Genomic DNA, 19,462 nt, shown 5'->3' with positions numbered 1-19,462 from the left:
CCGTGCGCGGGCCGCTCTGCTGCTGCGCCATGGTTCACGTCCTCTCGGTGCTCTGATCGAGGCTCTGGATAGTTTCATTCACTATCGATGAAGCTGAATGTAGCCGTTCATTCGCCGCTCCACCAGAGTCCGCCGCCAAGGAGTCCGCCCGAAGCCCGACGGAAAGTCTTCTTTGTCCGGTTTATTACCGTTCGGCACCTATGCTGTCACGGACGAGCCACGCGGCGAGAGGAGACCCACGTGGGCCCGGTCGAGTTCCTGGTCCTGGCCTTCCCCGGCGGGCGCGTCGCCGCGGCGGTGCTCGGCCCGCTGGACCGGCTGCGGAAGGCGGGCGGAGTCCGGGTGCTCGACGCACGCGAGCTGCGCCGCGGCGCGGACGGCGCCGCCACCGCCGAGCCGGGCGAGGCCGGGCTGATCACCGACGAGGACGTGGAGTCGGCGCGGGAACTGCTGGGCCCGGACGAGTCGGCCCTGCTGCTGCTCGTCGAGCACGTCTGGGCAGCCGAGCTCACCGCCGCGTTCGAGGCGGAACGCGGGCGGGTCGCGGCCTCGGTCCGGATCGTGCCGGAGGAGGCCGAGCCGGACGCGGGCTGACCTCAGGGGGCCGGCCGCGCACCACGGCGTCGACTCAGGAGCTCAGCCGTGCACCACGGTTCTGACCTGGCCGGCGGCCGGGCCGGTGGTGACGAAGTCCCCGACGGAGGCGCGGCGGCCGAAGAGCCGGCCGTCGTCCGTGCGGGCCCACAGCAGCTTCTCCTCGCGGCGCTCCCAGCGAGCGAGCCGCAGCACGGCCGCCTGCACGCCGAGGCCGTAGCCGAGCACACCGAGCGCGGCGGCCGGCCCGGCGAGCACGCCGAGCGCGGCGGTCGCGGAGATCCCGATCAGCAGCCACAGCGCGTGCCCGCGTGCGAGCCGCTGCCGGGTCTCGTGGGGCGGCTCGAGCGTCACGGCGAACGCGGCCTTGGTCGCCGCGGCCGCACGCGCGGCGAACCACCGGCGGCGCTGCAGCAACCCGACCGCCAGGCCGACCACGAACAACGCGGCGCCGATCAACGCCCCGCGCCCGAGCCCGGTCAGACTCGGAATCGGCAGACCGGCCAACGCGCCGACCGCTCCGATCCACATCATCGTCCGCGCCACGGTTCCCCGTACGACGACAACCCGGGCGCGCGCATAGGTTCCACGCAGCATGGCGGGACGATAACTCCGCCGTATGAGAAATGTCTTGGGGTGTGCAGGCGGGAATTCCCGGCCGCGTCATCCCATGAACAGGCCCCGGGTCGCCGCCTGCTGCTCGAACTCCTCCAGCCGCAGCACCGAGCCGGGCAGCTCGTCGCACATGGCCTGGAGCAGCACGCGTCCCAGCATCATCGGCGCGCACGCGGTGTCGAAGACGAGGCTGGAACCGACCGCCGCGGGCAGCAGCAGGTCCGAGACCGAGGCGACGGGTGCGAACGCGCTGTCGGCGACGGTGACGACGGTGAGCCCCGCCGTCTTGGCCGCGTTGAGGGCGTCGAGGAGCTCGCGCGGATAGCGCGGCAGGGCGAAGCAGATCAGCGCGGTCGCGCCGGCGACGCGGGCCTGCTCGATCCGGTCGAGCAGCAGGGAACCGCCCTCGTCGAGCAGCCGCACGTCAGGGTGGACCTTGGCGGCGAAGTAGGCGAAGCCGTTCGCCTGGGCCGAGGCGGCACGCAGGCCGAGCACGATCAGCGGCTGCGACGCTGCCAGCACGCGGGCGGCCTTCAGCACGGGCTCGGGATCGGCCAGCACCGCGGCGAGGTGCTGCAGGTTGGCGATCTCGCTCAGCACGGCCTGCTGCTGCTCGTTGCGGACGATCTCGCCCGCCGTCTCGCGCACGCCGCCGGGGCGTGCGCCGGCGTCGCCGCCCGGCTCGGCCAGGCCGAGCTCGCGCAGGCGGCGCCGCAGCGCCGGGTAGCCGTCAAAGCCGAGGGCCACGGCGAAGCGGGTGACCGAGGGCTGGCTGACGCCGGCCAGCTCGGCCACCTCGACGCTGGACAGGAACGGGGCCTCCGCGGCGTTGCGCACCAGGCAGTGCGCGATGCGTCGCTGAGTCGGCGTCAGCCGGTTCCCCTCGAACAGGCGGAGCAGCCTGCTGGAGGGCCCGCTGCCCTGCGGGGCCTCCTCCGACTGGGGCGGTGTCACGCTCATGTGCGCCTCCAGCGGGCGTGCAGGCGATTCAGTAGCTGCCGACTCTGCATGACCGCATGCAGAGTCGGCAAGTCCCTTCTCACCTGCCGGTACGGATCCGGACACATGGTCCGGAACGGTTGTTCGCCTGCCGTTGAAACGGGCGAATCAGCCCGGCCGGCGGGGCCGGTCAGGCCAGCGGACCGGTGACCGTCTCGACCGCGGCGACGAGACCGCCACTGCGGACGAAGCGGTAGGCGGCCTCCAGATCGGGTGCGAGGAAGCGGTCCGAGCCCGGACCGCCGACGCCTGCCTCACGCGCCGCGGCGACGGCGGCGGCCGTGGCCGGGGCGAGCGGGCTGCTGCCCTCGCCGGTGTGGCTGTAGGTGCGGATCTCCAGCGCGCGGGCCGAGGCGACCAGCTCGACGGCGAGCACGCGGGCGAGGTTCTCCACGGCCTGGCGCAGCTTGCGCGCGGCGGACCAGCCCATGGAGACGTGGTCCTCCTGCATGGCCGAGGACGGGATGGAGTCGACCGAGGCCGGGACAGCGAGGCGCTTGTTCTCGCTGACCAGCGCGGCCTGGGTGTACTGGGCGATCATCAGGCCGGAGTCGACGCCCGGGTCGTCCGCCAGGAACGGCGGCAGGCCGTGCGAGCGGTTCTTGTCCAGAAGCCGGTCGGTGCGGCGCTCGGCGATGGAGCCGAGGTCGGCCGCGGCGACGGCGAGGAAGTCGAGCACGTAGGCGACGGGCGCGCCGTGGAAGTTGCCGTTGGACTCGACGCGGCCGTCCGGCAGCACCACCGGGTTGTCGACGGCGGCGGCGAGCTCGCGGTCGGCGACCAGCTGGGCGTGGGTGAGGGTGTCGCGACCGGCGCCGGCGACCTGCGGGGCGCAGCGGAGGGAGTAGGCGTCCTGGACGCGCGGCGCGTCGTCCTGGTGGTGGCCCGTGAGGCCGGAGCCCTCCAGCACCTTCAGCATGTTGGCGGCGGAGGCCGCCTGGCCGGGGTGCGGGCGGATCGCGTGCAGCTCGGGCAGCAGCACACGCTCGGTGCCGAGCAGCGCCTCCAGCGACATGGCGGCGGTGATGTCGGCGACGGTGAACAGGCGGCCGAGGTCGGCGATCGCCATCACCAGCATGCCGAGCATGCCGTCGGTGCCGTTGATGAGGGCCAGGCCCTCCTTCTCGGCGAGCTCGATCGGCTCGATGCCGTGCTCGGCCAGCAGCTCGCCCGCGTCGCGGACGGCGCCGTCCGGGCCGTAGGCGAGGCCCTCGCCCATCAGCGTCAGCGCGCAGTGCGAGAGCGGCGCGAGGTCGCCGGAGCAGCCCAGGGAGCCGAACTCGTGCACGACCGGCGTGATGTCGGCGTTGAGGATGGCCGCCATCGTCTCGGCGACGACCGGGCGCACGCCGGTGCGGCCGGAGGCGAGGGTCTTCAGCCGCAGCAGCATCAGCGCACGGGTGACCTCGCGCTCGACCTGCGGGCCCATGCCGGCCGCGTGCGAGCGGACCAGCGAGCGCTGCAGCTGGGCGCGCAGCTCCGGGCTGATGTGACGGACGGCCAGGGCGCCGAAGCCGGTGGACACCCCGTAGACCGGCCGCGGCTCGGCGGCGAGCGCGTCGATCCGCGCGCGAGACGCGGCCATCTCGGCCAGCGCGTCCCCGGAGAGCTCCACCTTGGCGTTGCCGCGCGCGACCGCGATGACGTCGGCCGGGCCCACGTTGGCCTTGCCGATGACGACGTTGTGCATATCCATATACGAAATCACATCATGTGAATGGCACTATGACAACAGGAGTGGTACGGGGTTCCTCGGTCCCCGTGGTCCCGCCGGCTCGGGCAGGACCGGCCGGCACGGCGTTGAGTACCGTGGTCGGGATACACGCCGTACGAGCACCGCGCGAACGCGCGCGAACGAAGCACGCGCGAGGGAAGAAGGAGTGGCGACCATGGGCCGGGTGACCGAACGCCGTCGGGTGACGCGCCTGCGCGACGGGCGCCGCGACGCGCGACCCGACGCGCTGGCCGCGGAGGAGCCCCTGGAGATCCGGGTCGGCGGCCGCGCGCTCGCCGTCACCATGCGCACCCCCGGCCACGACTTCGACCTCGTCGCGGGATACCTCGTCGCCGAGGGCGTAGCCGCGACCGCCGAGGACGTCCCCGCGCTGCGCTACTGCGCGGGCACCAACGCCGAGGGGATCAACACCTACAACGTGGTCGACGCCCGCGTCGCCCGTCCCGAGACCGTCCCCGTCTCCGCCTACCGGTCGCTGCTGACCAGCAGCGCGTGCGGCCTGTGCGGCGCGGAGACGGTCGACGCCGTCCGCAAGCGGCTTCCCGCCGACCTCTCCGGCGACCCGCTGACCGTCACCGAGGACGTCCTCTTCTCCCTCCCCGACACCCTCCGCGCCTCCCAGCGCGCCTTCGACGCCACCGGCGGCCTCCACGCGGCGGGTCTGTTCACGGCCGACGGCCGGCTGCTGTGCCTGCGCGAGGACGTCGGCCGCCACAACGCGGTGGACAAGGTCATCGGCTGGGCCCTGCGGGAGGACCTGCTCCCGCTCCGCGGCCACCTGCTGATGGTCAGCGGACGCGCCTCCTTCGAGCTGGTCCAGAAGGCCGCGATGGCGGGCATCCCGCTGCTCGCCGCGGTCTCCGCGCCGAGCGCGCTCGCGGTGGACCTGGCCGAGGAGGCGGGCCTGACCCTCGTCGGCTTCCTGCGCGGCCGCAGCGCCAACCTCTACACCGGCGCCGAGCGCGTCCTCCCGGCGCCCGTCGAAGCCGTCGCACGCTAGCGCCTGTCCTGTGGCTCAGCCCCCAGGGTGTGAAGGGGCTCGGCCGCGTGCTCCGGCGTGGTGAGCGCTCCGCCCGCCGCCGCGACGCCGCCCGGCAGGGCGGTGAGGCGTAACCGTTCGGCTTGAGTGGTGAGCGCTCCGGCCGCCGCCGCGACGCCGCCCGGCAGGGCGGTGAGGCGTAACCGTTCTGCTTGAGCGGGGCAATGGCGTCGGGCCCGCAGGCACTGGGCCAGCACCGCGGCGGTGGCGGTGCCCGGCGCGGGAGCGGGCGCCCGCCGACGGTGCGGGCGGTACCGGCGACGGAATGGTCATGCGAAGTCAACTCCCCCGCGCCCGTTGCTGCATGCTCGGAACGGCCGCTTCAGCCCGTGCCGGACAACGAGATCGGCGGCGGGGTTGATGTTCCGGCACCTCAGGTCGCGCCCGCAGGGTCCGCGCGCGGACACTCGCGAGGACCCGGGCGGGGAGTCGCGCGGGCGGTCACGGCGGGCTGGGCGGGCCCGCGAGGGCGACCGCGACCAGCGCCCGGAGCGTCGGGCCGACGGCGGCGAAGGAGAGCGTGGACTCGTCGGCGAAGAGCTCCATCAGCCAGCCGCCTGCGGCGTTGGCGCCGCCCGCGGCGACCATCGCCCGGTATCCGCCGACGACGAGGACCGCCTCCTCCGCCGGGTCGTTGCCGGGGACGCCGGTGCGCAGGCCGAAGCTGCCGCCGCGGATCGCGAGCGCCGTCAGCGGGTAGGCCGAGAGCTCGAAGACCGCGTCGGGGGCCTCGTTCATCGCCCGCTGGACCTGGGCCCGGACACTGCCGGGACCCCGGGTCATCCGCCGGACTCCGTAGCCAGCGGTGTGCATCGTCGTGGAGCCGGGCGGCAGGTAGGAGACCCACCACGCGACGGCGTCCAGCAGCTGGGAGACCGTCTCCGCGACGGTCTCCAGCCGGGCCAGCGTGCCGACGGCAGCGGGACCGTCGTCGAGCGCGGCCGTCACGGCCGCGAGGAGCTGGCCCGGATCTGCGGTGTGCCGGGCGCCGCGGAAGCGCCGGCGCTCCGTGCGCCGGCTGCCACCGGGACGCACGCCGGAGTCGGCGAGAGAGACCGTCGGGTCGGGCAGGCTGCCGCGTCCGGCGACGACGGGCTGCGCGGCCGGGCCGGACTTGGCCCGGTACTGCGCGGCGTCGGCCAGCCGGAAGAGACGGTCGGAGGTGGTGACCGGGCCGATCGGGTCGCCGGTGGAGGCCACCCCGCAGGCGACGCCCTCCCCCTGATCGATCGTCAGCGCCTGCGCGCACAGCTCCTCCGCGACGCGCACCACCTCGTCCGCGCTCGGCCCCGCGGCGACCAGGCAGAACTCGTCACCGCCCAGCCGTCCGGCCAGCGCGCCCGGCAGCATCGCACCGCACAGCGAGAGCTGGTTGGCGAACTGCTCCAGCAGCCGGTCGCCCCACTCGTGCCCCTTCTCGTCGTTGACCCGCTTCAGGCCGTTGATGTCGCAGACGACCAGGGAGACGACCGTGCCGTCGATCCGGTGCCGCTCCAGCGCGGCGTCGAGCCGGGCGTCGACGGCCCGACGGTTGGCCAGGCCGGTCAGCGGGTCGGTGAAGGCCAGGCGGCTGACCTCCTCCAGGCGCTCGCTCTGGGCCAGCCCGGCGGAGATCTGCGCGGCGAGCACCGTCGCGAAGGCGGCCTCGGCGTCGTCGAAGACGGGCCGGCCCGCCATCCGGGCCAGATACAGCTCGCCCCAGGCCCGGCCGCCGAGGAGGATCGGCGCGACCAGGCAGCAGGCGCGCCCGCGCCGTCGCAGCGAGGCGGCCCGCGAGGGGCAGTCGGGGCCGTTGGTGGAGCCGCCGTCCGCGCTCTGCACCCAGGCCCGCGGCAGCCCGTCCGGGGCGAAGAGCTCGCCGAGCCCGCGCTGGGCCAGGAACTGCGCAATCTCCGGATACTCCCCGAGCGGGTAGGACTCGTCCTGCGGCAGCGCCTCCTCGCCGGGCGCGAGCAGCCCGTCGTTGACCAGCACCCGCAGCCGTCCGCGCTCGCGCTCCCACATGGAGATCGCGGCGAACTCCGCGCCCATCGTCTCCCGCGCGCGTTCGGCCGCCACCTGTGCGGCCGCCCGCCCGTCCGCCGCCGCGGCCATCGCCTGCGCGAGCCCGACCACCGCGCGCAGCCGCGCGTCGGAGGCGCCGGTGTCGGGCGGAACCGACGCGGTCGGCGGGGCGTCCTCACTGGCACTGGCCTGCACGGTTCTCCTCATTCCTGGGTCGCGACTCCCCTCAGCGTCGAGACTACGGACATACAGGGCAAATACTACGCAGGCGAGCGATCCGGGCCCCTGGCGCTTCCTCTCCCCCGAGTCCGCCGAGCGGCCCGGAAGATCCTCCCTCGCCGTCCGACGCCGCTGCTACCGTGACAGCAACGCGACGCGATCCGCAGGGTCCGACGGTCACGGGGGGAAAGCATGGCGATCGAACTTCCAGGCGAAGTCGCGCAGTTCCTGCAGTTCATCGGCATCAACTGGCCGCAGATCAACGAGGACAAGGTCCGCGAGTTCGCCTCCCACGTCCGGGAGTTCGCCACGAACATCCAGGACACGCACCAGCAGGCCACCGGCACCGTCAACGACATGAGCCAGCACTACCAGGGCAATTCGTACGAGCTGCTGGTCTCCAAATGGGCCCACCTCTCCCAGGGCCACATGCAGGACCTGCTCGACGCCTGCCAGGTGCTCGCCACCGCGCTGGACGCGGGCGCGGACTACATCGTCGGGATGAAGCTGGACTGCATCGGCGAACTGATCGCCCTCGCAGCCAGTTTCGTCGCGGACCAGGCCGCGGCCGTGGCGACCTTCGGCCTCGCCGAGGCCGCCGAGGCGCTGATCGTGGAGGCGGCCGAGAAGGCCGTCGACTTCCTGGAGCAGCAGCTGGTCCAGTACATCATCGGCCAGGTCATCGAGGCGGCGCTGACGCCGCTGCTGGGCGTGGTCGAGAAGGCCGTCGCGGGCATGACCTACTCCGCGCTGGAGGACATGCTCGGCGTCAGCGGCAGCGGCCCGGGCGACGGCTTCATGATCCACCCGGACAACCTCAAGGCCCACGCCCAGCTCTTCGCCGTCCACGCGGAGACCGTCCAGGGCCACGCGCAGGTCCTGAGCGGCCGGCTCGCGGGGATGAGCTTCGAGTAGTCCGAGCAGCACGAGTCGAACCGACGAGGACGGGACCACGGGGGAATGAGCGAGATCGCGCAGGCGGTCGGGGACGCGGCGAAGAAGGCGGAGCAGGGCCTCGCCCAGGACTTCAGCAAGGCCTACCACTCGATCCTCAAGGAGACCGAGGAGAAGACCACCCAGGTCGCCGAGCACGCCGCGGAGAACGAGGCGAAGACCGTCGAGGACCTGGGCAAGTCCGCCGAGCATGCCGGCGTCACCCCGCACGACCCGCACGCGCCCTCCGGCGGCCCGTCCGCCCACCCGGCCGAGGGCGGCGCCCCGGTGCGCGGGGCGGGCCGTGAGCAGGTCCAGGACCCGCACGACGCCGGCCGCGGCGACGACGCCGTCTGCGGCGGCGGTGAGCCGGTCGACATGGCGACGGGCCGGATGTACATCGACCAGGTCGACGCCGCCCTGCCGGGCTCGCTGCCGCTGCTGTTCACCCGCGCCTACGAGTCCGGCTACCGGGCCGGGCGCTGGATGGGCCGCCGCTGGGTGTGCACCTTCGACGAGCGCCTGGAGATCGACGCCGAGGGCGTCGTCCACCTCCGTGCCGACCGGGTCAGCCAGGCGTACCCGCATCCCGAGCCCGGCGAGCCGGTCCACGCCTCGGCGGGCGACCGACGCCTCCTGGGCGTCGACGCCCGCGCCCGCCTCTACACCGTCACCGAACCGCGCACCGGCCTGGTCCGCGAGTTCACCGTCCAGGCGGACGGGGCCACGGCCCTGCTCACCCGCGTCCGCGACCGCTCCGGCCGCCGCTACGACCTGGAGTACGACGGGGCCGGGACCCCGCTGGCCATCCAGCACTCCGGCGGCTACCGGCTCCTGGTGACCACGGACCGCGACCGCATCACCGCCCTCCACCTGGCGGGAGCCGCCCCGGACGGCGGCGACCAGGAACTGCTGCGCTACGGCTACGGCGAGCACGGCAACCTCACCGAGGTCTACAACTCGTCCGGGCTGCCGATGCGGTTCGGCTACGACGCCTGGGACCGCGTCACCTCCTGGACGGACCGCAACGACAGCCGCTACCGGTACGTCTACGACAGCCGCGGCCGCGTCGTCGACGAGGGCGGCGAGGACGGCCACCTGCGCTTCACCTTCCACTACGGCGAGCCCGATCCGGCCACCGGTCTGCGCGTCCACACCGAGACCAACGCGCTCGGGCACACGACGCAGTACCACGTCAACGACCGCCACCAGGTCGTCGCCGTCGTCGATCCGTTGGGCAACACCACCCGATACGTTCGGGACCGTTTCGACCGTCTTCTCAGCGAGACCGACCCCCTCGGCCGCACCACCGGCTACGCCTACGACGGCGCCGGCGGCCTGGTCACCGTCACCCGCCCGGACGGCGGCCGACGGGAGTTCGACTACGCGGGCGAACTCGACCGGCCCGCCCTGATCACAGAGCCCGACGGCTCCGCCTGGCGACAGACCTTCGACGACGCCGGACTGTGCACCAGCGTCACGGACCCCGCCGGCGCCGTCACCGCCTACACCTACGACGAGCACGGCCACCCGCTCTCGAAGACCGACGCGCTGGGCCACACCTGGTCCGTCCGTTGCAACGCGGCCGGGCTGGCGGTCGAGACGACGGATCCGACCGGGGTCGTCACCCGGTACGAGCGCGACGCCTTCGGCCGCGTCGTCACCGCGACGGACGCCCGCTCGGGCGTCATCCGGCAGGAATGGACGGTCGAAGGACGGCTCACCGCGCGGACGGCCGCCGACGGCACGGTGGAGCGCTGGACCTACGACGGCGAGGGCAACCGACTCACCCACACCGACCAGCTCGGCCGGATCACCGGCTTCGAGTACACCCACTTCGAGACGCTCGCCGCACGGACCGACCCCGACGGGGCCCGGTTCGAGTTCCGGCACGACGCGCACATGCAGCTGGTCTCGGTCCACAACCCGCTCGGCCAGTCGTGGACGTACAGCTACGACGCCGCCGGGCGGGTGGTCCAGGAGCGGGACTTCGACGGCCGCGCCACCGACTACGTACTGGACGCGGCGGGCCAGTTGGGCTCCCACACCGACTCCCTGGGGCTCACCACCCGCTACGAGCACGACGTGCTCGGGCGGACCGTCCGCCGTCGGTCCGGCGACCGGGTCACGGACTTCGCCTACGACGACGCCGGTCGGCTCGTGCGGGCGGCGAACCACGAGTCGGAGCTCCTGCGCACCTACGACCCCGTCGGCCGGCTGCTCAGTGAGACCTGCGACGGACACACCCTCACCCTCACCCGGGACCCCCTGGGACGACGGACCAGCCGGACGACCCCCGGCGGGCACACCAGCACCCTGGTGTACGACCCGGCAGGCCGCCTCACGAATCTGCGCGCCGGGGCGGGCTCCCTCGCCTTCGACTACGACGAGCTCGGCCGCGAGCAGCACCGCGAGCTCGGCCACGGGCTGGGCCTCACCAGCGTCTGGGACGAGTGCCACCGGCTGACCGGCCAGTCCGTCGAGGCGGCTCGGGCCGGCCGAGAGAACGCGGTCCTGCAGCGCCGTGCCTATCACTACGCCCCCGACGGCCGAGTCGCCGAGCTCGACGACCTGCGCGCCGGGAGCCGTCGATTCGCGCGCGACACCGCGGGCCGGGTCGTCAGCGTGCGCGCCGACAACTGGGCCGAGCACTACGCCTACGACCTCGCGGGCAACATCACCGACGCCGACTGGCCCACCTCGCGCGGCACGGCCGATTCGGACGGCCCCCGGGTCTACTCGGGCACCGATCTTCTGACCGGCGGCAAGATCCGCTACGAGTACGACGCGGCCGGACGCACGGTCCTGCGTCAGCGCGCTCGACTCTCCCGGAAGCCCGACACCTGGCGCTTCCGCTGGGACACGGAGAACCGCCTGGTCGAGGCGCACACACCGGACGGCTCACGTTGGCGCTACCGCTACGACCCGCTCGGACGCCGCATCGCCAAACAGCGTCTGGCCGAGGACGGTTCCACGGTCGCCGAGGAGACACGCTTCACCTGGGACGGGGCCCTGCTGGTCGAGCAGAGCACCGAGGCGCCCTACCTTCCCGGAAGGCACACCGTCAGCTGGGACCACAAGGGCATCCGGCCCGTCTCCCAGTCGGAAAGCATCGTCGCCGCGGCGCGCGAGGGCGCGTCGGCCCAGGACAGGGTCGACCGGCGCTTCTTCGCGATCGTCACCGACCTGATCGGGACCCCGGTCGAGTTGGTCGACCCCGCGAGCGGCACCATCGCCTGGCGGGGCAACTCCGCGCTGTGGGGCCACACGACGTGGCAACGGGACAGCTCGACCACCACCCCGCTGCGCTTTCCCGGGCAGTACTTCGACGCAGAGACCCTGCTGCACTACAACCTGTACCGCTACTACGACCCGGCGACCGCGCGGTACACCTCGCCGGACCCGCTCGGCCTCGGGCCGAGCCCCAACCCCCGTGCCTACGTCGCCGATCCGCAGCGCTGGTGCGACCCGCTCGGCCTCTCGCCGCACGGGCAGGAGGCCAAGAAGGGGCAGCTCGACCCGGAGAGCCAGAGCGGCAACCTCCCCCTGATCGCCGACTGGATCGCGGCCCACGGCGACATCAACCACCGCGGCATCCCGGGCGTGGACGACCTCGACGTCGCCGAGCACATCGAGGACATGATGGGAGCGGGTCCCGGCATCAGGCTCCGGGACACCCCCTCGGGCACCAAGAGGTGGGCCTGGTGGGACGACAGCACCGGGACGATACTCATCCGCGAAGGTGATCACGGCACCTTCATGCAGCCCACACGCGGTTACGACTACTACAAGGACCAGCTCAATGAGTGACGCGCGGCCCACCGACACGCCGCTGACCGACGCCCTCGCGGCCTCGATGCCGGACGAGACCCGGTCCGCGGTGGCCGCCTGGGACGCGGCCCGACTGGAGGCCGAGCTGGAGCGGACCCCCGCGCTGCGGGGCAAGGTCTCAGCGCCGGTCCACTCGGTACGGAACCTGCTGGGCGCGTGGGAGCGCTTCGTCCGCCTCATGGCCGCCGGCTGGCCGCCGGAGGGCTGGTACTCCCTCAGCGCCTACCGTGAGCTCCTCGACGAGCGGGACCTCCTCGACACCGCCCTCAGCGAGCTCCCCTCCGCGGCCGCGGCGGCCCTGACCCCGCTCCTCGAGCAGTTGGACGCGGTCTACTTCGCCCACACGGAGCCGGACCCCGAGGAGACCCTGCGCCCTTGGCTGGGAGCCCCCGCCTCGACCGCCCCGACCGATCGCCGCAGCCGCCGACCGCGCCACGCGCCCTCCTGGTGAGCGAGCGGTGGCTGAGGGGGCGCGCATCGAGTTCACCTTCTCCGTCCGCGAGGACCAGGGGTCGCCGCACCAGTTCGACCTCGGCGATGTTCTCGTCCGTGGGGACGACGGGTTCGTGAGCTCCGAAGGGCACGTCCCCGAACAGGGATGATGATCCACGTGTCGGTCGCGGACCTGCTGAGCCAGGTACGGCAGGCGTACACGGCACGCCGCGGACGGTTCGAGTTCGTGGGGGTCGACTCGTCCTTCCGGCTCCTCTTCGTCGTGCGCGGCGAGGACATCACCGTCCGCACGGGAGAGTCCGAGATCGCCACCGTCCGGCGGCTGGACCTGATGCGCTCGGCACTGCACGCCGCGCAGGACTTCGCGCGGACCGAGACCGCCCGGCTGGACCCGGACGACGCCGCCTACCGGGACCTCCGCTCCGAGCTGCGCCGCTTCGAGGCGCTGCTCACCGTCTGAGCACGACGACACCCTGACCGCCTATCAGGCCTACTCCCCCGCCATCGCGGAGCCCGCGCTCCAGGCCGGGCCGTTCGTCGCACCGTTCAAGCGTGAACGGGATGGCCGTTCCGCTGCGCCTCAGGCGCCTGGGGTGCGGCGGGAGAGGAGGCGGGGTTCGACGAGGCCGAGGCCGCGGACGGGGCGGCGCCACATGGGTTGGAGGGCGAAGCGGTACTCCGCGTCCGGGAGGGGTGGCTGGATGTGCTGACTGTCGGCGGAGGGGGCCGAGACGCCGACCGAGGAGATGGTCTGCAGCGCGTCCGTGCCGCTCTCCTCCGAGGGTGGGACCGCGCCCTCGCGTTCCAGCGCGGCGGCCAGCTCCTCGTCGCACAGCACGGCGTCCTTCGGGGCGATCGAGGTGAGGCGGGACGCCAGGTTCACCGTCGTGCCGAAGACGTCCCCCATGCGGGTCGTCACCGTGCCGAAGGCGATGCCGACCCGGAGGGCCGGCATCGAGTCGTCCTTGCCCAGCGTCTCCACCAGCGCGAGCCCGATGTCGGCCGCCGTCGCCGCCTCGTCCGCGACGAAGAGGACCTCGTCGCCGAGGGTCTTGACCAGGCGTCCGCCGCGCCCGGCCACCAGGTCCGCGCAGGTGGTCTCGAAGTTCTCGACCAGCTCGCCGAGTTCGTCGTCCTCCAGACGGCGCGACAGACGCGTGAAGCCGACCAGGTCGGCGAAGCCGACCGCGAGCCGGCCGCTCTGCATCTCCTCGTCGTTCTCGGCCTGCACCACCCGGCCCGTGACCGCGGCCAGCTGACGGCGCCAGACGTAGATGAGGAACTGCTCCAGCTCCGGCAGCAGCAGCTCGACCAGCGGGTAGGCGACCTCGGCCCGGGTCAGGCCGGGTTCGGAGGCGGAGGTCAGGTGCTCCAGGAAGGTGTCGATCTGCCACTCCGCCAGCCGGGCGGTCGTCTGTCCGGTGGAGCGGGCGACCTGGATGGCCATCCGCTCGCTGAGCAGTCCCGCCTCGACCATGCCCGCGAGTCGGCGCAGCGCGATGACGTCGGTCTCGGTCAGTGCGCGCGACTGGCCGATGTCGGCGAAGCCCATCGCCCGCCAGAACCGGGAGGCGAGCTCCATGGAGACGCCGGCGGCGCGGGCGGCCTGGTAGGGGGTGTACTGGCGCTCCGAGTCCAGGATCAGCTGTTCCAGCTGTAGGGCCACGGAGTCGCGGTGGTGCTGCTCAGCACCGAGTCGATCCCGCTCCCGTTCCCGGTCGCCCACCTGTTCGCCGTCCCGTCGTCCTTGTGACGCACCCGTGCCCCTGCGAGGGGCGTGTCCTTGCTCACACCTCGCCCAGTGATACTCGCACGGAATGGGCTTGTCCGGAGCATCCGCCCCGGTGAGAACCCACGCGCTGGAAACTCACACGCCGGAATTCACACGCGCCGGCTCACACGCCCGGGCTCACGCGCCCCGCACGTGGATCACGTCGCCCGCGGAGACCGCGTGCTCCGCGCCGCTCGGCTCGCGCAGCACCAGCCGACCGAGGTCGTCGACGTCGACCGCCTCGCCGACCACCTGCGTGTCGCCCGGCAGCAACACCCGCACGTGCTTGCCGATCGTCGCGCACTGGGACAGGTACGCCTCCCGCAGCCGCGTCGCGGTCGGGTCGCCGCCGTCCGCGCACCACTCCTGGTACAGCTCGGAGAGCGTGCGCAGCAGCTCGCGCAGCAGGATCTCGCGGTCCGTCACCGCCGCCTCGGCCAGCGCCAGCGAGCCGGCTGTGGGCACCGGCAGCTCGCTCTCGCGCAGGGTGACGTTGACGCCCATGCCCGCGACGACCGCGCGCCCGTTGTCGGCCAGCTCGGTGAGGATGCCGCCGACCTTGCGCTCCTCCTTGCCAACGGTGACCAGCAGGTCGTTGGGCCACTTCAGCCGCACCCGCGTCTCCGCCGCGCGCGAGAGCGCGCTGGCCGCGGCGACGCCGACCAGCAGCGGCAGCCAGCTCCAGTTGTCCCGCGGCACCCCCGCGTCACTCGGACGGAGCAACGCGGACAGGAAGATCCCCGAGCGCGGCGGCGCGGACCAGCTGCGGTCGAGCCGACCCTTGCCGTGCGTCTGCACCTCGGCGACCAGCACCGTGCCCTCCGGCGCACCCTTGGCGGCGAGATCCGCCAGGTCGACGTTGGTCGAGCCGGTCTCCGTGACGACGTCGACGCTGCTCCACATCGCGCCGAGACGCCCCGGGTCACGGTTCAGCTGCGCGGCCCGCAGCGGCGGGCGGTCAAGGTCACTCCAGGGGGATTCGCTCACGACACCTAGCGTATGACCCCTGTCACTCGCCATATCCGAGGCAGGCCGTCGTGGCTAACCTACTGATCGGAAACCCACCCGTTGGTGCCGCGCGTATCCCTCCGATGGAACGCCACCGGTACTACCCCTCCTGACGGGAGCCGCCCACCCATGTCCTCCGCCGACCACGCCAACGCCGACGTGGACATCCACACCACCGCCGGCAAGATCGCCGACCTGCGCCGCCGCATCGACGAGGCGGTCCACTCGGGTTCGGCGCGCGCCGTGGAGAAGCAGCACGCCAAGGGCAAGATGACGGCCCGTGAGCGGGTGCGTCAGCTGCTGGACGAGGACTCCTTCGTCGAGTTCGACGAGTTCGCCCGGCACCGCTCCACCAACTTCGGCCAGGAGAAGAACCGCCCCTACGGCGACGGCGTGGTGACCGGCTACGGCACCGTCGACGGCCGTCAGGTCGCGGTCTTCGCCCAGGACTTCACCGTCTTCGGCGGCTCCCTCGGCGAGGTCTTCGGCGAGAAGATCGTCAAGGTGATGGACTTCGCCCTGAAGACCGGCTGCCCGATGATCGGCATCAACGACTCCGGCGGCGCCCGCATCCAGGAGGGGGTGGCCTCCCTCGGCCTGTACGGCGAGATCTTCCGCCGCAACGTGCTGGCCTCCGGCGTGATTCCGCAGATCTCGCTGATCATGGGTCCCTGCGCGGGCGGCGCGGTCTACTCCCCGGCGATCACGGACTTCATCGTGATGGCCGACCAGACCTCGCACATGTTCATCACCGGCCCCGACGTCATCAAGACCGTCACCGGCGAGGACGTCGGCATGGAGGAGCTGGGCGGCGCGCGGGCCCACAACTCCAAGTCGGGCGTGGCGCACCACATGGCCGCGGACGAGAAGGAGGCCATCGAGTACGTCAAGGCGCTCCTGTCCTACCTGCCGTCGAACAACCTGGAGGAACCGCCCGCGTTCCCGGAGGAGGCGGACCTCGCCACCACCGCCGAGGACGAGGAGCTGGACGCGATCGTCCCGGACTCGGCCAACCAGCCGTACGACATGCACAAGGTCATCGAGCACGTGCTCGACGACGGCGAGTTCCTGGAGACGCAGTCCCTGTTCGCGCCGAACATCCTGACCGGCTTCGGCCGCGTCGAGGGCCACCCGGTCGGCGTCGTCGCCAACCAGCCGATGCAGTTCGCCGGCTGCCTGGACATCGACGCCTCCGAGAAGGCCTCGCGCTTCGTGCGGACCTGCGACGCGTTCAACATCCCGGTGCTGACCTTCGTCGACGTCCCCGGCTTCCTGCCAGGCACGGACCAGGAGTGGGACGGCATCATCCGCCGCGGCGCCAAGCTGATCTACGCCTACGCCGAGGCGACCGTCCCACTGATCACCGTCATCACCCGCAAGGCCTTCGGCGGCGCGTACGACGTCATGGGTTCCAAGCACCTGGGCGCGGACCTCAACCTGGCCTGGCCGACGGCGCAGATCGCCGTCATGGGCGCGCAGGGCGCGGTGGGCATCCTGCACCGTTCGACGATCGCCGCCGCGGACGACGCGGAGGCCAAGCGGGCCGAGCTGATGCAGGACTACGAGGACACCCTGCTCAACCCCTACATCGCGGCCGAGCGCGGCTACGTCGACGCGGTGGTCCTCCCCTCCGAGACCCGCCAGCACATCGTCAAGGGGCTGCGGGCACTGCGCAACAAGCGCGAGACCCTGCCGCCGAAGAAGCACGGCAACATCCCGCTGTAACGCGTCCGTCGTCGGCTTCGGCAGTCGGAAGATCGGAAGAGAGGTACCGGCCTGATGGCCCCTATCCGCGTGCTGCACGGGCAGCCCAACCCCGAGGAGATCGCCGCCGTCCTGGCGGTGGTCTCGGCCCGGGCGGCAGTCGGCGCCGCTGCCGCCCCGGAGGAATCCCGCGCCAGTGTCTGGCGCGACCGAGCGGCGCTGGTGCGGCGCATGCCCCACCCGGGCCCCCATGCCTGGCGCACCTCGGCCTGGGCGGGCCGTTAGCTCCCCCGGTCCCTCCGTCAGCGGGCCCTGCGCGGCGCAAGTTGAGTACCCGTACTCATGCGCTGGGCCGGGTCCGCGCCGCACAGTGGAGGCATGCTCTGGTCAGACCCGGCGGATGACACCCCGGCGGAGGCGGCGCGCGTACGCGGGCTGCTGCGCCGGGTGGGCATCCTCATCGCCCTGTGCGCGTCGCTGGCGATGGTCGTGGTGATGGCCTCGTGGGGATGACGAGCGCACCGCCGGGCCGCCGCCGGGCTTCACTACCCTGGACGGCATGACCGACAAGCGCACGCTCGTGCTCGCCTCCGCCTCCCCCGCCCGTCTCGGACTGCTGCGGCAGGCCGGCCTGGACCCGAAGGTGATCGTCAGCGGCGTCGACGAGGACGCGCTGTCCGCGCCCACCCCGGCGGAGCTCGCCCTGGTCCTCGCCGAGGCGAAGGCGGCCGCCGTCGCCGCCACCCTGGCCGACGGCGAGCTGGTCGTCGGCTGCGACTCCGTCCTGGAGCTGGACGGCAAGGCCCTCGGCAAGCCCGGCGACGCGGCCGACGCCCGCGCCCGCTGGAGGGCCATGCGCGGCCGCAGCGGCGTCCTGCAGACGGGCCACTGCGTCATCGATACCCGCACCGGCGCCCGCACCTCGGCGACGGCCTCCACCACGGTCCACTTCGGCACCCCGGACGACGCGGAGATCGACGCCTACGTCGCCTCGGGCGAACCCCTGCACGTCGCCGGGGCGTTCACCCTGGACGGACGCAGCGCCCCCTTCGTCGAGCGCATCGAGGGCGACCACGGCAACGTCATCGGCCTGTCACTTCCGTTGCTGCGCAAGCTCCTGGCGGAGGTCGACGTGAGGATCACCGACCTCTGGGCGTGAGCCCGGGGGTAGGGCATGCTCTCTGTCGGGCTCTCAGGTCCGGTTCAAGGCACCATCGGTTCAGGGCGACTTCTGCTCGGGGGCAGGTCAGTGAACAGCGGCGACATATGGAACATCGTGCTCGGAGTGACCTCCAGCGCCGTCAGCGCCGCACTCGCGTGGCTGCTGCAGGCGCTGCTGAGGCGGCGGCGGCTCGACCGCAAGCGCGCGTTCTTCGGGCTGCGCAGCGGCGGCGACGCGCTGCTCGTCGTGCCGCGCAAGGCCGGCTCCGCCGACAACGACCGGATCGTCGCGCAGAACGACGTCTACGGGCTGATGGAGCTCTCCGCGCTCGTCTACGAGTGCGACGCCCAGTACACGGTGCTGCCCGCCAACCAGATCCGCCAGGGCATCGGCGACCGCGCCGAGTTCTGCATCGGCGGCCCGCTCGCCAACGAGCGGACCGCCGCGCACCTGAGACTGAAGTTCCCCGGCTTCTCCCACACGGCCGAGTGGGAGGCGACGAAGGCCAACGAGTTCGTCATCGGCGAGACCCACTACGCGCGCGAGGCCGGCGTCGCGGACTACGTGCTGCTCGCCCGCATCGCGGTCGGCGCGCAGGGGCTGCCGACGTTCCTGATCTGCGGTCAGACCGCCGTCTCCAACCTCGCCGGGGTGCGGCATCTGCGTCGCGCCTACCGTGAGTTGAGTCACAAGCACGGAACGGACAGCACCTTCGCGCTGCTCTTCAAGGTGCTCCAGCCGGACAACTACGGTTCGGACGTCGTCGAGTTCGTGGCGGATGTCACGAAGCCGGTGCTGCAGGCGCCGGCGCCCGCTCCGGCGACGGCCGCGTCGGAGTGAAGAACATCAGGACAAGAAGCGTCAACGTGAGGGCGACGACCAGGAACGTCCACACCCCCGACAGGGCCAGCATCAACGCCGCGAGCACGCCGTGGAAGACCGCCCCGGCGATCAGCACGAAGCGGGTGGGTCGCCCGAAGGGGCGGTCCTGACCACGCACCGCCACGCGCACCAGCACGCCTGCGACCAGCAGCAGAAAGGCCGCCTGCAGGCCCAGGCCGAGGTACGCGGCGTCGGCGATCGCCGTGTACGACACGCCCGCGAACTGCATGTGCTGCCTGGTCGCCACCGCGCCGAACAGCAGCGCAGCCAGCAGCGAGACGCCCGCCTCGAGCACCAGCAGGACCGTCGCCGATATCGCCGTCCATCTCCGCATGGGCGCACCTTACTGAGGAGTAGTCAACGGCGGAAGAGGTGTGCTCAACCCCGCCACAACCCGGACGGCGTACCGTTGTAAGCACTGCTCACCCTGCGTGTGGGCAAGGTCACCACCGGAACGGACTCGTGGGTAGTCCTCGCGATTCCCTAGACTCTCCGGGGTTCAAGAAGGGAGCC

18 protein-coding genes and 1 pseudogene are annotated in these 19,462 nt (G+C 72.5%); 12 read left to right on the top strand and 7 right to left on the bottom strand.

Annotation, left to right across the window (positions count from 1 at the left end):
- Positions 1-240: 240 nt before the first annotated feature.
- On the top strand, positions 241-594 hold the full coding sequence (locus tag TR48_RS35330) for a DUF6325 family protein (protein ID WP_042374676.1): 354 nt from the start codon (positions 241-243) through the stop codon (positions 592-594).
- A 42-nt stretch (positions 595-636) separates the two neighbouring features.
- Here TR48_RS35330 and TR48_RS35325 read toward each other — a convergent pair whose 3' ends face one another.
- The 3 genes from TR48_RS35325 to hutH form a co-directional block, all read right to left on the bottom strand.
- Positions 637-1,191, bottom strand: coding sequence for a hypothetical protein (locus tag TR48_RS35325; RefSeq protein ID WP_042374675.1), 555 nt, complete (start codon positions 1,189-1,191; stop codon positions 637-639).
- Positions 1,192-1,257: 66 nt separating this feature from the next.
- On the bottom strand, positions 1,258-2,169 hold the full coding sequence (locus TR48_RS35320; RefSeq protein ID WP_042374674.1) for a MurR/RpiR family transcriptional regulator: 912 nt from the start codon (positions 2,167-2,169) through the stop codon (positions 1,258-1,260).
- A 169-nt stretch (positions 2,170-2,338) separates the two neighbouring features.
- Positions 2,339-3,898: a histidine ammonia-lyase gene (gene hutH / locus TR48_RS35315; protein WP_042374673.1), complete on the bottom strand. Its 1,560-nt coding sequence runs from the start codon at positions 3,896-3,898 to the stop codon at positions 2,339-2,341.
- A gap of 199 nt (positions 3,899-4,097) precedes the next feature.
- Here hutH and fdhD point away from each other — a divergent pair, with 199 nt between their 5' ends.
- Complete coding sequence (gene fdhD / locus TR48_RS35310; protein WP_042374672.1) at positions 4,098-4,943, top strand: formate dehydrogenase accessory sulfurtransferase FdhD; 846 nt, start codon at positions 4,098-4,100, stop codon at positions 4,941-4,943.
- A gap of 1,020 nt (positions 4,944-5,963) precedes the next feature.
- Here fdhD and TR48_RS46060 read toward each other — a convergent pair.
- A pseudogene (locus TR48_RS46060) lies at positions 5,964-7,076 on the bottom strand (GGDEF domain-containing protein); the annotation flags it as partial.
- A gap of 321 nt (positions 7,077-7,397) precedes the next feature.
- On the opposite strand from TR48_RS46060, the gene TR48_RS35300 reads away from it, so the two are divergent.
- The 5 genes from TR48_RS35300 to TR48_RS35285 are packed head-to-tail and all read left to right on the top strand — an operon-like array spanning position 7,398 to position 12,882.
- Complete coding sequence (locus tag TR48_RS35300; protein ID WP_042374671.1) at positions 7,398-8,120, top strand: WXG100-like domain-containing protein; 723 nt, start codon at positions 7,398-7,400, stop codon at positions 8,118-8,120.
- Between the two features lie 45 nt (positions 8,121-8,165).
- Positions 8,166-11,948, top strand: a complete 3,783-nt coding sequence (locus TR48_RS35295) for a DUF6531 domain-containing protein (protein WP_052443309.1) — start codon at positions 8,166-8,168, stop codon at positions 11,946-11,948.
- A complete protein-coding gene (locus TR48_RS35290) occupies positions 11,941-12,420 on the top strand; it encodes a hypothetical protein (protein WP_042374670.1) in 480 nt (159 codons plus the stop codon). The genes TR48_RS35295 and TR48_RS35290 overlap by 8 nt, the downstream gene beginning before the upstream one ends.
- Before the next feature lie 7 nt (positions 12,421-12,427).
- Positions 12,428-12,571, top strand: a complete 144-nt coding sequence (locus tag TR48_RS43915) for a hypothetical protein (protein ID WP_161789963.1) — start codon at positions 12,428-12,430, stop codon at positions 12,569-12,571.
- 8 nt (positions 12,572-12,579) lie between these two features.
- Positions 12,580-12,882 carry a hypothetical protein gene (locus tag TR48_RS35285; protein ID WP_152628355.1) on the top strand — a complete coding sequence of 101 codons (303 nt, stop codon included), beginning with the start codon at positions 12,580-12,582 and terminating at the stop codon, positions 12,880-12,882.
- A 120-nt stretch (positions 12,883-13,002) separates the two neighbouring features.
- On the opposite strand, the gene TR48_RS35280 is transcribed toward TR48_RS35285, so the two are convergent.
- Positions 13,003-14,148: an adenylate/guanylate cyclase domain-containing protein gene (locus TR48_RS35280; protein ID WP_042374668.1), complete on the bottom strand. Its 1,146-nt coding sequence runs from the start codon at positions 14,146-14,148 to the stop codon at positions 13,003-13,005.
- Between the two features lie 183 nt (positions 14,149-14,331).
- Complete coding sequence (locus tag TR48_RS35275) at positions 14,332-15,213, bottom strand: biotin--[acetyl-CoA-carboxylase] ligase (protein ID WP_042374667.1); 882 nt, start codon at positions 15,211-15,213, stop codon at positions 14,332-14,334.
- 117 nt (positions 15,214-15,330) lie between these two features.
- Here TR48_RS35275 and TR48_RS35270 point away from each other — a divergent pair, with 117 nt between their 5' ends.
- The 5 genes from TR48_RS35270 (at position 15,331) to TR48_RS35255 (ending at position 18,907) form a co-directional block, all read left to right on the top strand.
- Positions 15,331-16,926 carry an acyl-CoA carboxylase subunit beta gene (locus tag TR48_RS35270; RefSeq protein ID WP_042374666.1) on the top strand — a complete coding sequence of 532 codons (1,596 nt, stop codon included), beginning with the start codon at positions 15,331-15,333 and terminating at the stop codon, positions 16,924-16,926.
- Between the two features lie 54 nt (positions 16,927-16,980).
- Positions 16,981-17,190, top strand: a complete 210-nt coding sequence (locus TR48_RS35265) for an acyl-CoA carboxylase subunit epsilon (protein WP_042374665.1) — start codon at positions 16,981-16,983, stop codon at positions 17,188-17,190.
- A gap of 93 nt (positions 17,191-17,283) precedes the next feature.
- The gene (gene mmpB, locus TR48_RS46465; protein WP_268873620.1) at positions 17,284-17,418 is read left to right on the top strand and encodes a morphogenic membrane protein MmpB; all 135 of its coding nucleotides are present in this window, start codon (positions 17,284-17,286) and stop codon (positions 17,416-17,418) included.
- A 46-nt stretch (positions 17,419-17,464) separates the two neighbouring features.
- Positions 17,465-18,064, top strand: a complete 600-nt coding sequence (locus TR48_RS35260; RefSeq protein ID WP_042374664.1) for a nucleoside triphosphate pyrophosphatase — start codon at positions 17,465-17,467, stop codon at positions 18,062-18,064.
- Positions 18,065-18,190: 126 nt separating this feature from the next.
- Positions 18,191-18,907 carry a hypothetical protein gene (locus TR48_RS35255; RefSeq protein WP_052443308.1) on the top strand — a complete coding sequence of 239 codons (717 nt, stop codon included), beginning with the start codon at positions 18,191-18,193 and terminating at the stop codon, positions 18,905-18,907.
- Here TR48_RS35255 and TR48_RS35250 read toward each other — a convergent pair.
- On the bottom strand, positions 18,849-19,244 hold the full coding sequence (locus TR48_RS35250) for a hypothetical protein (RefSeq protein WP_161789962.1): 396 nt from the start codon (positions 19,242-19,244) through the stop codon (positions 18,849-18,851). The two genes, TR48_RS35255 and TR48_RS35250, sit on opposite strands and share 59 nt — an antisense overlap.
- Positions 19,245-19,462: the final 218 nt, after the last annotated feature.

The sequence above is a fragment of the Streptacidiphilus neutrinimicus genome (assembly GCF_000787815.1).
GTDB lineage: Bacteria > Actinomycetota > Actinomycetes > Streptomycetales > Streptomycetaceae > Streptacidiphilus > Streptacidiphilus neutrinimicus.
This window is presented reverse-complemented; position numbering and strand designations above follow the sequence as displayed.